Origin of the sequence: Paenibacillus sp. 7523-1 (assembly GCF_002276415.1) — a bacterium.
GTDB lineage: Bacteria > Bacillota > Bacilli > Paenibacillales > Paenibacillaceae > Paenibacillus > Paenibacillus illinoisensis_A.
Map to the genome: position 1 here is coordinate 138,753 of NZ_NPBR01000016.1, position 12,888 is coordinate 151,640.

At 49.3% G+C, this 12,888-nt stretch carries 15 protein-coding genes and 1 pseudogene; 14 read left to right on the forward strand and 2 right to left on the reverse strand.

The features are described 5' to 3' along the window. Positions 1-236 precede the first annotated feature (236 nt). On the forward strand, positions 237-947 hold the full coding sequence (locus CHH60_RS18285) for a GT-D fold domain-containing glycosyltransferase (protein ID WP_095360492.1): 711 nt from the start codon (positions 237-239) through the stop codon (positions 945-947). A 145-nt stretch (positions 948-1,092) separates the two neighbouring features. Here CHH60_RS18285 and CHH60_RS18290 read toward each other — a convergent pair whose 3' ends face one another. Next, positions 1,093-1,500: a hypothetical protein gene (locus tag CHH60_RS18290; RefSeq protein WP_095360493.1), complete on the reverse strand. Its 408-nt coding sequence runs from the start codon at positions 1,498-1,500 to the stop codon at positions 1,093-1,095. 190 nt (positions 1,501-1,690) lie between these two features. Here CHH60_RS18290 and CHH60_RS18295 point away from each other — a divergent pair, with 190 nt between their 5' ends. The 13 genes and pseudogenes from CHH60_RS18295 to CHH60_RS18355 all read left to right on the forward strand — a co-directional run bounded on the left by CHH60_RS18295 (position 1,691) and on the right by CHH60_RS18355 (position 12,193). Then, on the forward strand, positions 1,691-2,812 hold the full coding sequence (locus CHH60_RS18295) for an RluA family pseudouridine synthase (RefSeq protein WP_095360494.1): 1,122 nt from the start codon (positions 1,691-1,693) through the stop codon (positions 2,810-2,812). A gap of 54 nt (positions 2,813-2,866) precedes the next feature. After that, the gene (locus CHH60_RS18300; RefSeq protein WP_095360495.1) at positions 2,867-3,445 is read left to right on the forward strand and encodes a DUF1273 domain-containing protein; all 579 of its coding nucleotides are present in this window, start codon (positions 2,867-2,869) and stop codon (positions 3,443-3,445) included. Between the two features lie 112 nt (positions 3,446-3,557). After that, a complete protein-coding gene (gene speD, locus CHH60_RS18305) occupies positions 3,558-4,394 on the forward strand; it encodes an adenosylmethionine decarboxylase (protein WP_095289300.1) in 837 nt (278 codons plus the stop codon). A gap of 180 nt (positions 4,395-4,574) precedes the next feature. Then, positions 4,575-5,066: pseudogene (locus CHH60_RS18310) on the forward strand (GNAT family N-acetyltransferase); the annotation flags it as partial. 117 nt (positions 5,067-5,183) lie between these two features. Further along, on the forward strand, positions 5,184-5,615 hold the full coding sequence (locus tag CHH60_RS18315) for an NUDIX domain-containing protein (RefSeq protein WP_095360542.1): 432 nt from the start codon (positions 5,184-5,186) through the stop codon (positions 5,613-5,615). Between the two features lie 17 nt (positions 5,616-5,632). Further along, positions 5,633-6,502, forward strand: a complete 870-nt coding sequence (locus CHH60_RS18320; protein WP_095360496.1) for a helix-turn-helix transcriptional regulator — start codon at positions 5,633-5,635, stop codon at positions 6,500-6,502. A gap of 96 nt (positions 6,503-6,598) precedes the next feature. After that, the gene (locus CHH60_RS18325; protein ID WP_095360497.1) at positions 6,599-7,120 is read left to right on the forward strand and encodes an ankyrin repeat domain-containing protein; all 522 of its coding nucleotides are present in this window, start codon (positions 6,599-6,601) and stop codon (positions 7,118-7,120) included. 208 nt (positions 7,121-7,328) lie between these two features. Then, positions 7,329-7,838: a sigma-70 family RNA polymerase sigma factor gene (locus CHH60_RS18330; RefSeq protein WP_095360498.1), complete on the forward strand. Its 510-nt coding sequence runs from the start codon at positions 7,329-7,331 to the stop codon at positions 7,836-7,838. 2 nt (positions 7,839-7,840) lie between these two features. Further along, on the forward strand, positions 7,841-9,178 hold the full coding sequence (locus tag CHH60_RS18335) for a DUF4179 domain-containing protein (RefSeq protein WP_176476113.1): 1,338 nt from the start codon (positions 7,841-7,843) through the stop codon (positions 9,176-9,178). Positions 9,179-9,271: 93 nt separating this feature from the next. Next, complete coding sequence (locus tag CHH60_RS18340) at positions 9,272-10,315, forward strand: S66 family peptidase (protein ID WP_095360500.1); 1,044 nt, start codon at positions 9,272-9,274, stop codon at positions 10,313-10,315. A 64-nt stretch (positions 10,316-10,379) separates the two neighbouring features. Next, positions 10,380-10,685, forward strand: a complete 306-nt coding sequence (locus CHH60_RS18345) for a hypothetical protein (RefSeq protein ID WP_095289295.1) — start codon at positions 10,380-10,382, stop codon at positions 10,683-10,685. A 278-nt stretch (positions 10,686-10,963) separates the two neighbouring features. Next, the gene (locus tag CHH60_RS18350) at positions 10,964-11,725 is read left to right on the forward strand and encodes a threonine/serine exporter family protein (protein ID WP_095360543.1); all 762 of its coding nucleotides are present in this window, start codon (positions 10,964-10,966) and stop codon (positions 11,723-11,725) included. An 18-nt stretch (positions 11,726-11,743) separates the two neighbouring features. Next, entirely contained in the window at positions 11,744-12,193 is a 450-nt protein-coding gene (locus CHH60_RS18355; protein ID WP_095360501.1) for a threonine/serine exporter family protein, read from the forward strand. Positions 12,194-12,324: 131 nt separating this feature from the next. Here CHH60_RS18355 and CHH60_RS18360 read toward each other — a convergent pair whose 3' ends face one another. Continuing rightward, positions 12,325-12,870, reverse strand: a complete 546-nt coding sequence (locus tag CHH60_RS18360; protein ID WP_176476114.1) for a DUF2569 domain-containing protein — start codon at positions 12,868-12,870, stop codon at positions 12,325-12,327. Positions 12,871-12,888: the final 18 nt, after the last annotated feature.

The window sequence follows — 12,888 nt, forward strand, 5'->3', positions numbered from 1 at the left end:
TCCGAATCTGCCAGTCTTCCTTAGCACAGGTCGGATTTCTTTTTTATAGTTTTGGCAGTCGACTCTATAGCGTATGAAAGGAAGAAGGAACCGGTACGGACGCTTGCACTAGTTTCTATATAAATAGATTGATATACACCCCAAGATTGGCCCTTCGGGTTGAACGTACAAAACGTTAAGGGAACGCGAACATAGAATAGAGCAGTTCCATTTTCAAAGGAGGCTCGAAAGCTGCTATGAATTCAAAATATCTTGAAACGGATGGTGTGCTGGATCAGTTGGAAGAGGCAATCAGAGAACAGCGTCCATTCTCTCTTGTTCGCGTTGGGGATGGCGAGAATATTGTCATGTCCCAGGAAACGGTATGGACGACGGAGCAGGTTCTTCAGGAGCGCTGGGCCATTAAGGCCAACCGGGGTCAAAAAGGACTTCGCCTTCCCAACCTGCAGCTCCGGGATGAGGTTGCCGCTTCCCTGCAACGGGCCAGTCTGGTAGGGGTACTTCCACTCGGTGACCTTACAATTAAAGCTCCGGATTATCTCAAAAGACCGCTGACCGACATGTTGTTTGCGCATTTCGGTATCTCTCCAGCGCTCACTTGCCATGCTTGTGTGAATCGGGAACTGGTCCAGATGCCCCGCTTCTGGAGCATGCTTGCAGGGAAACGGGTGCTGCTCGTTACTCGGCAAATCGAGGAACTTCGTGCAGCACTTGTGCAGGAGCCCTATCATCTGAACATCGCGGCTGCTCTTCCCTTCGATAGTTGGGATCAGATGGCAGAAACGCTGCAATGGATTGTAACAAATCAACATACCTTCGATGTCGCTCTCTTCTCCTGCGGGGTCAACGCCGTTGTACTCGCTGAGCGCACGGCAGCACTGGCGGGCAAAGTCGGCATCGACTTTGGCAAAGCCAACAACATCATTTTGAATGGCCGCCCCAACTGATCTGTGGTCAGATCTCAGTAACGCAGCTCAGTATCAGGAAAAAGTCAATATGATTAGCTTCACCTTCACCTTCATATGCTTTTATAGTAAAAATCCCGGACTCGCTTAAGTCCGGGATTTTTGTGTTTGGTCACTTGCTATTGAACTAGCCAGTGGCTGCAATACCATAGAACATCTCTGGTCCGGTACGCACCGATGTGGAGACCCCCGAAATAAACGAGGAGTACACACTCTCCAGGGCCGGTGGAGCGGCCAGATCCTGTGCTGTGAACGAATGGAATTCGACACCAGCGTTCTCACCTACCGTGCCTTCAGCACGATAGATCACATTTTGCGGATTATATGCGCTCCCACGTACGAGCTCAACAACGAACGTATCTCCTGGTTCACCAATAACACCGATCGTACCGTTCAAGGTGATAATCGGATTGGAAACTCCGAGGGTCTGCAAACCAATGGAGCCGAACATTACCGGGGTATTTGATATGTTCACCCCGGGGAATCCTGCAAATGGCGAGTTCATGGAAGTTCTCATATCCAGAAATACACCCAAGAGTAACACCTCCAATGCTGTGGGATACGTTATTCTATGATTCTCGATTCTCGCTCGCTTGGATGGATAACAGATTCGATCCACCTATTTTTATTTGCACCCGGTTAATGGTATATTGAACTGCATAAACGAAATGAACGGATCGTATGCACACAAGCGGTACAGGCTGTTCAGAAGGAGATTAGTATTCATGAATAAACGCAATCGATCAACAGGCCGTCCATCAGCCAAAGGTAAAGGACCAGCGAGTGCCTCGGCAGCACGTTCCCCGAAAGCAAACGCTTCGACTTCGTCTTCTGGTTCTTCCACATCCCGTAATAGCGGAGCATCGAAGAAGCCCTTAATCTCGAAGTCCTCGGCAGCTTCCAAACCCAAACATTCAGGTGCTCCTAAACGCGCGGGCAATGCCCATTATCGTAAACAGGAACCACCTCGCCAATATAAAGTAACTGAGCCGGATGAGCTGCTGAACTTCCTGCTCCAGCATCTAAAATCAGGCCGGAATGCAGTCAAGTCCATCCTGGGACGGGGACAAGTATCCGTAGATCATACCGTAGTCACCAAGTTTAACCATCCGCTGACGCCTGGACAAATGGTATCCATCAGCAAGGAAGGCGCCGTAGCCGCACCAACCATGTCAGGACTTACGATTTTGCATGAAGACGATGACATTATCGTGATTCGCAAGGATGCCGGACTGTTGTCCATTGCAGCAGATCGGAGCGATGAGATCACCGCGTATCGTCAACTGACCGAACACGTACGCCGCACCGATTCGCGGAACCGCATATTTGTCGTGCACCGGCTTGATCGGGATACATCAGGTGTCATGATGTTTGCGAAGAGTGAAGAAGTGAAGCAGAATCTGCAGGACAACTGGAAGGACAAGGTGCAGGAACGCGTATACGTGGCACTTGTCGAAGGTCAGGTAGCCAAACCCGTGGGCACCATTTCTTCGTGGCTGAAGGAGAGCAAAACGCTGAAGATGTACTCCAGTCCACGTCCCAATGATGGACAGCATGCGGTTACACACTATAAACGGCTTCAATCGAACCGTGAATTCTCCCTGCTCGAAGTTCGGCTGGAGACCGGTCGCAAAAACCAGATCCGCGTGCATATGGAAGATCTCGGCCATCCCATTGCAGGTGACAAGAAATATGGTTCTCGCACCAAAACACTCGGACGTCTTGGACTCCATGCACGCGTGCTATCCTTCATTCATCCTACGACCGACGAACTCATGACCTTCGAGACGGATATTCCGAAGCAATTCCTCTATCCTTTCCGTACAGATGCGCCAGCTTCGAAGTAATCTTGTTGGTTGGGCGTTTAGAGGACAAGTCGTGCTGAGAAGGAGGAAGTTAAGCTGAAAAACCTGTTAATTACCGGATACCGGGCACATGAACTGCAAATTTTCGGGCAGAAGCATGAAGGGATTCCCTTCATCAAAAAGGCCATCTCCTCCCGTCTCACACCGCTTGTGGAGGATGGACTGGAGTGGGTGCTGACTCCTGGACAATATGGTGTGGACCTGTGGGCCTGCGAGGTGGTACTTGAGCTAAAAAAGACCTATCCCCACTTGAAGCTGTCCATCATCACTGCGTTTCAGAACCCGGAGGAACAATGGAAGGAAGACAAGCAGGAATACTACCGCACCATCCTTCAGGGCGTAGATTACTACGGAGCGGTCAGCAAGCAGCCTTACATCGGCCCATGGCAATTTACAGCACGTGATGACTTGCTGCTGCGCAAAAGCGATGGCATCCTGCTGGTCTATGATGAGGATGCCGCAGAGGGCAGCCCCCGTTTCGTGAAGGAAAAAGCCGTGAAGAAACAGCAGAATGAGGATTACACCATCATTAGTGTCACTTCCGAGGATATTCAGTCCATCGCCGAGGACGAGCGGATGAACAGTGTAAGCGAATATGAGGACTCCTCATTCTAATGCGGCTGGATAAGCCGGAATTCATACTTATGTTTTTTTTGGCGAAAGGTTGGGTATAAGTAGTATTAAAACTGCGATTACCATGTCGTATGGATAAAGGGGAACTGCAGCCATGACATTAACGCCTGAGCAGCGCATTCAACTGCATGGGTTCAACAACCTGACCAAGTCGCTGAGCTTCAATATGTACGACATCTGCTACACGAAAACCAAAGAAGAACGCGAAGCTTATATTGAATATATCGATGAACAGTACAACGCGGATCGGCTGAGCAAAATTCTGAAAAATGTCGCGGACATCATTGGTGCGCATGTGCTCAATATCGCGCAGCAGGATTATGTCCCCCAAGGGGCCAGCGTGACGATGCTTGTCTCGGAAGGGCCGATCGTGGAGGTTCCGGAGGAATCGTTTGAAGAATCCCCAGGTCCGCTCCCTGATAATGTGGTCATGCAGCTCGACAAGAGCCATATCACCGTGCATACGTATCCTGAATTTCACCCCAGTGAAGGGATCAGTACCTTCCGTGCCGACATCGACGTCTCCACCTGTGGGGAAATCTCGCCGCTGAAGGCGTTAAATTATCTGATCCATTCCTTTGACACGGATATCATGATTATGGATTATCGGGTTCGTGGATTCACGCGGGATACGAGCGGCCGCAAGCTGTTTATTGACCATGAGATCGGTTCGATTCAGAACTATATTCCGGACGAGATCAAAAAAGGCTTCGACATGATTGACGTTAACGTGTATCAGGAAAATATTTTCCACACGAAATGTAAACTGAAGGCGTTTGACCTCGACAACTACCTCTTTGGTTATACCAAGGACAAGTTGAGCCAGGCGGAACAGCATGAAATTACGGAGTGGCTGAAGCTTGAGATGGATGAGATTTATTATGGCAAAAATATAAACCGTCCTTCTGTACAGAATTCCGATTCGTTATAATCCATCATCGGGCTATGCGCCCCACCAACAGGGCTTTGCTGACAACCGGGTCGGCAGAGCCTTTTTGCTGTCTTTCGGTAATTGTCTGGCATCCATAGTATAATAAACATACAAGATATTTTTCAGCTTACACGACCTAAAACCTAAAACAGATTACAAATCAAAAGAGGTGTACGCAGCATGGCTCCACGTAACTTGAATGCTTTTCACGGCTCCAAAGTCCGGCTCGCCGCCCCATGCCCGGAAGATTGCATGCGTCTGGCACGTTACACGGACAATTACGAATATTTGCGCAACCTGGATACAGACATTGCGGTTCCGCTAACCCCGGACGAGACAGGTTCATCTGCCGTTCGAAGAGACAACGGTTTTGAATTTGCCTTGCGAACACTGGAGGACAATCGATTTATCGGATTTACCGCCCTCTACCGAATTGAATGGAACAATCGCTCTGCTCGCCTTGCCATTGGCATTGGTGAAGATAAGGATCGTGGTCAGGGATACGGGAGTGATGCACTAGCCCTGATTATTCGATATGGCTTTCATGAACTGAATCTGAACCGGATTGCGCTGGAAGTGATCGAATACAATGAAGCTGCCAGACGCGCGTACTTGAAAGCCGGATTCCGGGAGGAAGGTCGGCAGCGCTCCGCTGTATTGCGGGATGGAACCCATTATGACCTGATCTCCATGAGCATTCTGGCGGAGGAGTGGGCTGCCCGAACCGGACTTCCGCTGTCGTTCCAATCCACGTCGCCGAAGCTGAAATCCGAGTACTCGGCATCCACTATGCCGGTCGCAGCTGCCTCCGATCAACCTCGTATTGGTGTCGGAGCCGTGATCCTGAACGAACGCAATGAGGTGCTTCTCGTATGGCGGAATCGTCAGCCGGAGCAGTACACGTGGAGCATTCCTGGAGGCAAAGTCGACCCTTACGAATCACTGGAAACGGCGGTCATTCGGGAGATCAAGGAAGAAGTGGATCTAGATATTACCATCGATCAATTGCTCTGCACCGCTGAGACCATTCGTCCGGAACGAGAAGAACACTGGATATCCGTCCTCTACTCGGCTCGGAATATCCGCGGCATCGCCCGAAACCTGGAAGAAGGCGGTGCAATTGGTGAGATCGGCTGGTTCCCGCTCCATGACCTGCCTTCCCCACTCGCCTGTTTTGCCGTACCTGGTCTAGAGGCAGCTAAGCGACTTTATATGGATTAGAATGGAGGTCTCATCTTATGCCTAAGACCCCTGAAGCCCAGTCTTCTCTCTCTCCATTTATTTTGCATGAATCCAGGCCCCAATTCGACTGGGAAGGCAGTGGATCTCTGTCGCTAAAAACGTTCCGTTACGGAAAAACACTCTATGAAGCAGGGCACGGGCACTTCTCGGTCGACGACGAACGTTACTTGCTTCTTAACGAGGGACAGGAATACAGTCTGCATATTAATTCGCCTGTACCCGTCGAATCATTCTGTGTCTTTTTTCCTCCTGGCTTTATGGAAGATATCCGCCGTAATGCTCTGAGCACTGACCAGCAGCTGCTGAATGAACCCCATGCCGCTTCTTATTCTGGCTCAATTGAATGGATAGAGCGTACATATCCTATGGTTAATAGGCTTGGTACAGCCCTGAGTCAATTCCGATCATCATACATTATGGGTACGCTTAATGGCTGGGGACTTGAAGAACAACTTCATCAGCTTGCCATTCATATGCTGGATTCACATCGTGAAGTTCGGATTGAGATTGACGGACTTGATATGGCCAAGCCTTCTACTCGAGAAGAATTATATCGCAGAATATATATTGGTCATGAATACATATGCGCCTACTACAATCGGCCCATAACATTGACGGAGACGGCATCCATTGCGCATTTATCTGTTAATCATTTTCTCCGAAATTACAAGAAGCTGTTCGGCATCACGCCTCATCAGTATCTGACTGAGCTCAGACTTCAGGCAGCCAAGCGGCTTCTGCTGGATACAGATAAACCAGTCACCGAAGTGTGTTATGAAGTTGGGTTTGAGAGCCTTGGCTCGTTCAGTACTCTATTTTCCAAAAGATTTCACACATCTCCCTCCCAACTTCGGGCAAAAAGGTGATTATCAAGAAGAACCTCTAGGGAGTGTTCCCTATAATTGAACTATCTCACGAATAGCCAATTGAAGTGAGTGATCCAAAAGAAGGAGGTCATTCGGTTGAATCAATCCGAAGCAATTCACGCTTTATTTCAGGCAGCACAACATGGAGATGTAACGAACCTGCAATCGGTTCTTGCAGCCTTCCCTGAGCTGGCCAATACCGAGAACGGAGATGGGCTTACCCCACTGGGATATGCCTCGCATTATGGACAAGCAGATGCAGTTCATATTCTCCTGGATCATGGAGCAGATGTAAATGCCATTTCTCATTCCAGGATCTCATTCATTCCTTCCAATACGGCGCTGCATGCGGCGCTTGCAGGAGAGCGTTCTTCTGAGGTCATCCGTCTGTTGCTGGAACACGGAGCATCTTGCAGCATCCTTGACAGCGATGGACAGAACGCCCTCCATTCTGCAGCATTTCATACGAATCAGGCTGAACTGATCCAACTGCTGCTACAGCATGGTGCGGACCCGAATGCTCTGAATGCAGCAGGTCAAACTGCACTGGACATTGCAACTGAACGCGGCAACCCTTCCACAGCCTCCTATCTGCGAGAAGCAGATGCAACGAAATAGTAATCCATCACAGGCAAAGTGAAACCAAACTTGAATAACCGTCAGGACTCTTGTTGAACTACAAGAGACAGCCTGACGGTTGTTTGCAATCTGATTCAAGGTACTGAACGAGAATTTGAGCAATAATCTACATATTTTTCTAAAAGCAAGAACCGATTGGCCCTTCACACGGTCTAATACGAAACAAAGCCATGAAAGGAGGCGCCATGTGACCCCTACAGAGCTTACTGTTGCCGCACAAAAAGGGGATGCTGAAGCTTTTGCTGCCTTAATGGCAATGCATCAGAGCCGCTTGTATCGGATCGCTTACGCTTACCTGCACAACGAGGGTGATGCCCTGGAAGCGATACAGGAGTCTACATACCGAGCATACCGCAAACTAAAAAAACTAAAAGAGCCTTCATACTTCGGCACCTGGCTCATTCGTATCCTGCTCAATTACTGTGCAGACGAACGCAAACGGAAGAACCGTTACAGCCCCGTCAAGAAGATGCACGAACCGAGCAGCTGGGACCGGCCCGAAGACCCGGATCTCTCCGCAGCAGTATCTGCATTGGACCCGGATTGCAAGCAGATTATTATCCTGAGTTATTTCGAAGGATTCTCCCTGACCGAAACCGCAGAGATCCTCGACATTCCGGTTGGTACGGTCAAATCCCGACTTCACCGGACACTTGGACAGCTTCGTGCTCAGCTAGAAATGAAAGGAGATGTATGATCATGACCGATGAACAGAAGCAGTTTGAGGAGTTGGAACAACGTCTGCATGGACGTAAAACAGAATATGATGCAATCATCGTTCCGGATGCGGCTGTACATCAGTCCGTACAGACCGGAGTACGACAGGCTGCACGCAGGCGCAAATCGCGGGTACGCTGGTACATGAGCTCGATCTCCGCAGCGGCCATCATCCTGCTGTTTACCGGATGCATCCGGGTCTCCCCCGCCTTTGCCTCCTTCGTGGAGCAATGGCCTGGCATGGAAGGCATCGTCAGCATGATTCGCCAGGATAAAGGGCTGCAGATGGCGATTGATCAATCCCTGCTGCAGAAGGTCGGGATTACCGACGAGCATGACGGCGCTTCCGTGACCATTGACGGCATAATAACGGACGAGTCACGCATGGTTATTTTTTATACGATGAAAGGCATGAAAGATCCGGAGAAGGGTGAGTATGATATCGACTTGCTGGATGAGAATGGTAACCATCTTCCTGTTGGGTTTAGCTACGCTTCACCGAGAGAGACTTCTGATGAGAATGTTTACGAAAATATGATTGATGTTGTCTTTACCAACGAGGCCACCCCTCCCGACGAGCTGAGTGTGGTGTTCAAAACCAGAGGTAAAGCGAACCCTGGAGAATGGAAGGTCACCTTACCTGTGGACAAAAATTTAACCAAAGGCATGAAGAGAGTTCTGCCGGTGAATCAAACATTAACGGTAGATGGGCAGCGTATTGATGTCAAACAAGCTACGCTTTACCCTACTCGTCTCGTGCTTGATGTGGCATTCGATCCAAGGAATACGAAGAAGGTGTTCGGGCTCAGTGATCTTCAACTGGTTGATGAGCAAGGACGTGCATGGAGAACAGACACAACAATGGGTGGCGATGACGAACGTTCCATTTACTTTGAGAGCATGTATTTCTCCATTCCGAGAAAGCTTACTTTGCAAGGGTCAGGTCTTTCTGGTCTGGATAAGGATGAACTGGATCTCTCCCTTGAATTGGAGTCTGGGACTATTACAGGAGGTCCTCCAACTATGAAGTTTATGGGAAGCCAGATTGCTGGAAAAGACCGGATTCTAATGTTCTCTGTACCAGACATGGAGGGCGGATTTGCTTTGGGCTTTACCGAGATTAAGGACGAAGCTGGCAAGACTTACAATGTGCCAACCTCAAGTTACCGCTCTGGAGATGGAGATTCTTCAGGGATTACAACTGTCCACTCTACTGTAGAAAACGGAGCAAAAATAAAAGGCCATCTACAAATGAAGCTGAGCACTTATCCAATGAAAATCAAAGCGCCGTTCTCTCTCGAAATTCCTTTGGATAACTAATTCTAAAATAACGTCTGGAATAAATAGGGATAACTTATATAATGGAAATCATCTAGCAAAAAACAATGATCAACAGAAACGGAGGCTTACACAATGAATACCCATTCCATCCGTTACCCCCAGCCGCTTGCTTCAGGAGACACCATTGGCGTAGCCGCGCCTTCAAGTGGTGTGGATGAATCCCTGCATCATTATCTGAATGAGAGCAAACGCAATATGGAGCGACTTGGTTTTCACGTTCAGGAGAGTCGCTGGCTGCGGCAAAATATCAAGTGTGTAAGCTCATCCAAAGAAAACCGTGCAGAAGAGTTAAACACCTTTTTCCATGATCCAGCGATCAAGACCATCATTCCACCGTGGGGCGGAGAGTTTCTGATGGATATCCTGCCCTTGCTGGATTGGGAAGCTCTACGGACATTACCGCCGAAATGGGTTTTGGGCTACTCGGATATCAGCACCTTTTTATTCGCCTATACCCTGCTCACGGGAACGGCTACGGCACATGGCACCAACTATGTGGACCTCAGATCGAACAAGCTCGATCCGGTGACTGACCGCTGGATTGATGTATTGCAGACGGGTCAGGGAGGACAAATTACGCAATCTTCCTCCACTCATTATCAATCGGCCTGGATACGGGAGGCACCCGGTTTCAATCTGGACACCCCTTCTCGCTGGAAACTTCTCGGTCAACCTGATGATTCGAACACCTCTATTACGTTCTCGGGACGACTCTTGGGCGGCTGTATGGATACGATCACCTGCCTAATCGGCACTCCTTACGCTCCGGTTGCATCGTATCTGGACCAGTATTGCGCAGATGAAGGCACCGTGTGGTATTTGGAGAGCTGCGAGATGAACGCAGGGGATATTTATCGCCATCTGTGGCAGATGAGACAGGCCGGCTGGTTTGCGGGCGTAAAGGGCTTTTTGTTCGGCAGACCAGCGGGTTATTCGGATACCGGAGATTTCAACTTCACCGATGCTCTGTCCTCGGCATTGGGGGATCTGAATGTGCCTGTACTTTACGATGTGGACCTCGGTCATATTCCCCCGCAGATTACTTTTGTGAATGGAGCACTGGGCCATGTCGATGTTCAGGATGGACGCGCGGCACTTGAGATGTCATTTGTGTAATCACCTTTTGTAGGCGGATGCATACCTTGAAGTAAGAACTTATTTCGAGGAAGGGTTGTGCACCATGTCTGAATCCACATCCACACCATCCGCACGCGTCGTCTACCAAGCCAATCAACCGATGCTCCAATCCGTGCAAAGTGTGCGGAATATGCTTCATCATACAGCCCGGCAGTATGTGGGCCAGAAAGTACAGGTCCAAAATATCGATGGTCAGGTATGGGAAGGCGTCATCATCAGTGCAGATCGAGGAATTCTGTATCTTCAGGTTACACCAATGCATGGATATCCGGAGCCGCGCGCACTGTTTGGACCAACCATCCTGCCACTCGTGCTGTATGAGCTGCTGGTTATTACCCTGTTAATGTAGTCCATACAATGTGTAATAACGCAACATTCAAAAGGCTTCGCTCCTGTAACCTTCGGGGATTAGGAACGAAGCCTTTTCGGTGCTGTTGCAAACGATTGAGCGGTTGTTTTAAATATGTGTTCATGACTTTTCCTCTCGTGCGGTATGTTTCCGTGTTCACGTGTGAAATATGATACAATGGTGTCGGCCCCAGGCCTTATCTCATAAGAAACGGAGCATGATCCCGCTTGGAATACAACTCTCTTGATCCCCTTCCCACGGTCCAGACCGAGAAGGTCATTGCGGAAAAGAATACGACTGAACAGTCCCGCGTGATAGCCATCTGCTTGTTGGCAGGCAAAATCATGCTGCAAAGCGGGGGTGAAACCTACCGTGTGGAAGATACGATGAAACGGATGGCTGCCGCCCTGGGACTCCCTCATTCACATAGCTATGTTGTACCGACAGGTATCTTTTTCTCGGTGGATGCTACCGAACCAGCCAAGCTGATTCGCATCTCCGAGCGTACCACAGATCTGGATAAGGTTTCCGAAGTGAACGCTGTCTCCCGCCGAATTGGCCAAGGGGAACTCTCCGTTCAGGAAGCCCATGATCTGCTGCTGCAGATTGAAGGTAAACCCTCTTCTTATTCTGCACGGGTCAAACTGCTTGCCGCAGCACTTTCGAGCGGTTGTTTTACCATCATGTTCGGCGGAGGCTGGGATGACTTCCTGCCTGCTGTGATCTGCGGAGGCATCGGTTATGCCGCAGTTATCGTTTTCCACCGGCTGGTGCTGGTCAAGTTTTTCGCAGAGCTGAGCGCTTCTTTTGTTATCGGCTTGCTCGCCTTCTTACTTGTTGCTATCGGAGCTGGACATGAACGCGACAAAATCATTATTGGATCGGTCATGCCACTCGTACCCGGACTCCTGATAACCAATGCTGTGCGTGATCTGATGGCTGGACATCTGGTGTCCGGGTTATCTAAGGGAGCTGAGGCGTTCCTGACGGCGTTTGCCATTGGTACAGGCATTGCGGTTGTATTTTCACTTTTTACGTAAGACGGAGGTATGCAGGTTATGCTTCATTTTATAGAACAAGCCCTGACCAGCTTTGTCGCTTCAGCTGCGTTTGGCATCATATTCAATGCACCACGCCGCATGCTGCTACATGGTGGCTTCGTCGGCATGATCGGCTGGATTATCTATGTTGTGCTGGAATATGCAGCAGATGCCGTTCCTGCAACACTTGCAGCTACCATCGCAGTTGGTGTGATCAGCCAAATGTTCTCCCGTCTGTTCCGGGCGCCGGTCATTATCTTCAGCGTCGCGGGTATCATTCCACTCGTCCCTGGTGGTCTCGCGTATAACGCCATGCGCAGCTTTGTACAGAATGACTATAGTGCGGCTATCGAGATGGCTGCCAAAGCACTAATGTTATCGGGAGCCATCGCTGTAGGGCTTGTCCTCTCTGAAGTTCTCAACCAGACGATACGCCGGCTGCCTGGCGCGCTAAGAGCCAAGTCATAATCGGTTCTGAAATTACATGTCGACTTATACAACAGACAGTCATAGAAAAGACCCGTTTCGTCAGGATTCAACCTGATCATAACGGGCCTTTTAACAATATTATTTTTGAATGATGGCTTGGTAAGAATGGATTACTTTATGAATGTGTTTTTCACCCGGACCGACTTCAGAAAATATGGAATGAAGATACAGCATGTTAGTATCGATCTTATGGTTAAATTCCGTGTGGGAGTTGTATCGAACGCGTTCAGCGCTCCTGGAATCTCAGTCTGACCAATCATGATCCATGTCCCGATGGCAGCCAGCACGTTAGCCAAGTACAGCACGATCATCATGCGCGGAAACTGCCTTTTTTTCATATACAACAGGACCAAATTCACAATAACGATGATCAGAAGAATGACGTTACTTATCGCTCCGTACCATAATAACGGGTTCATGACACGATAGTACAGGTCCAGATCCGCTTCACTGAACATTCCCCGATCGGCCGGATTCATGATAACAGAAACCTGGGACAGATCCACAACAAGTAGCAGCAGCGAAGCAATTAAGCTAATCTGAATTAAAATAAGCCAACCGCCCAATCCGGATATTCCAGGCAGCTCCACTCTTGTCCCGGGTTCAGAAAATAATGATCTTGTGTCAACATCAATGTTACGTTCTTGATCTCCCATCTCATCCTCCCTCCAAAT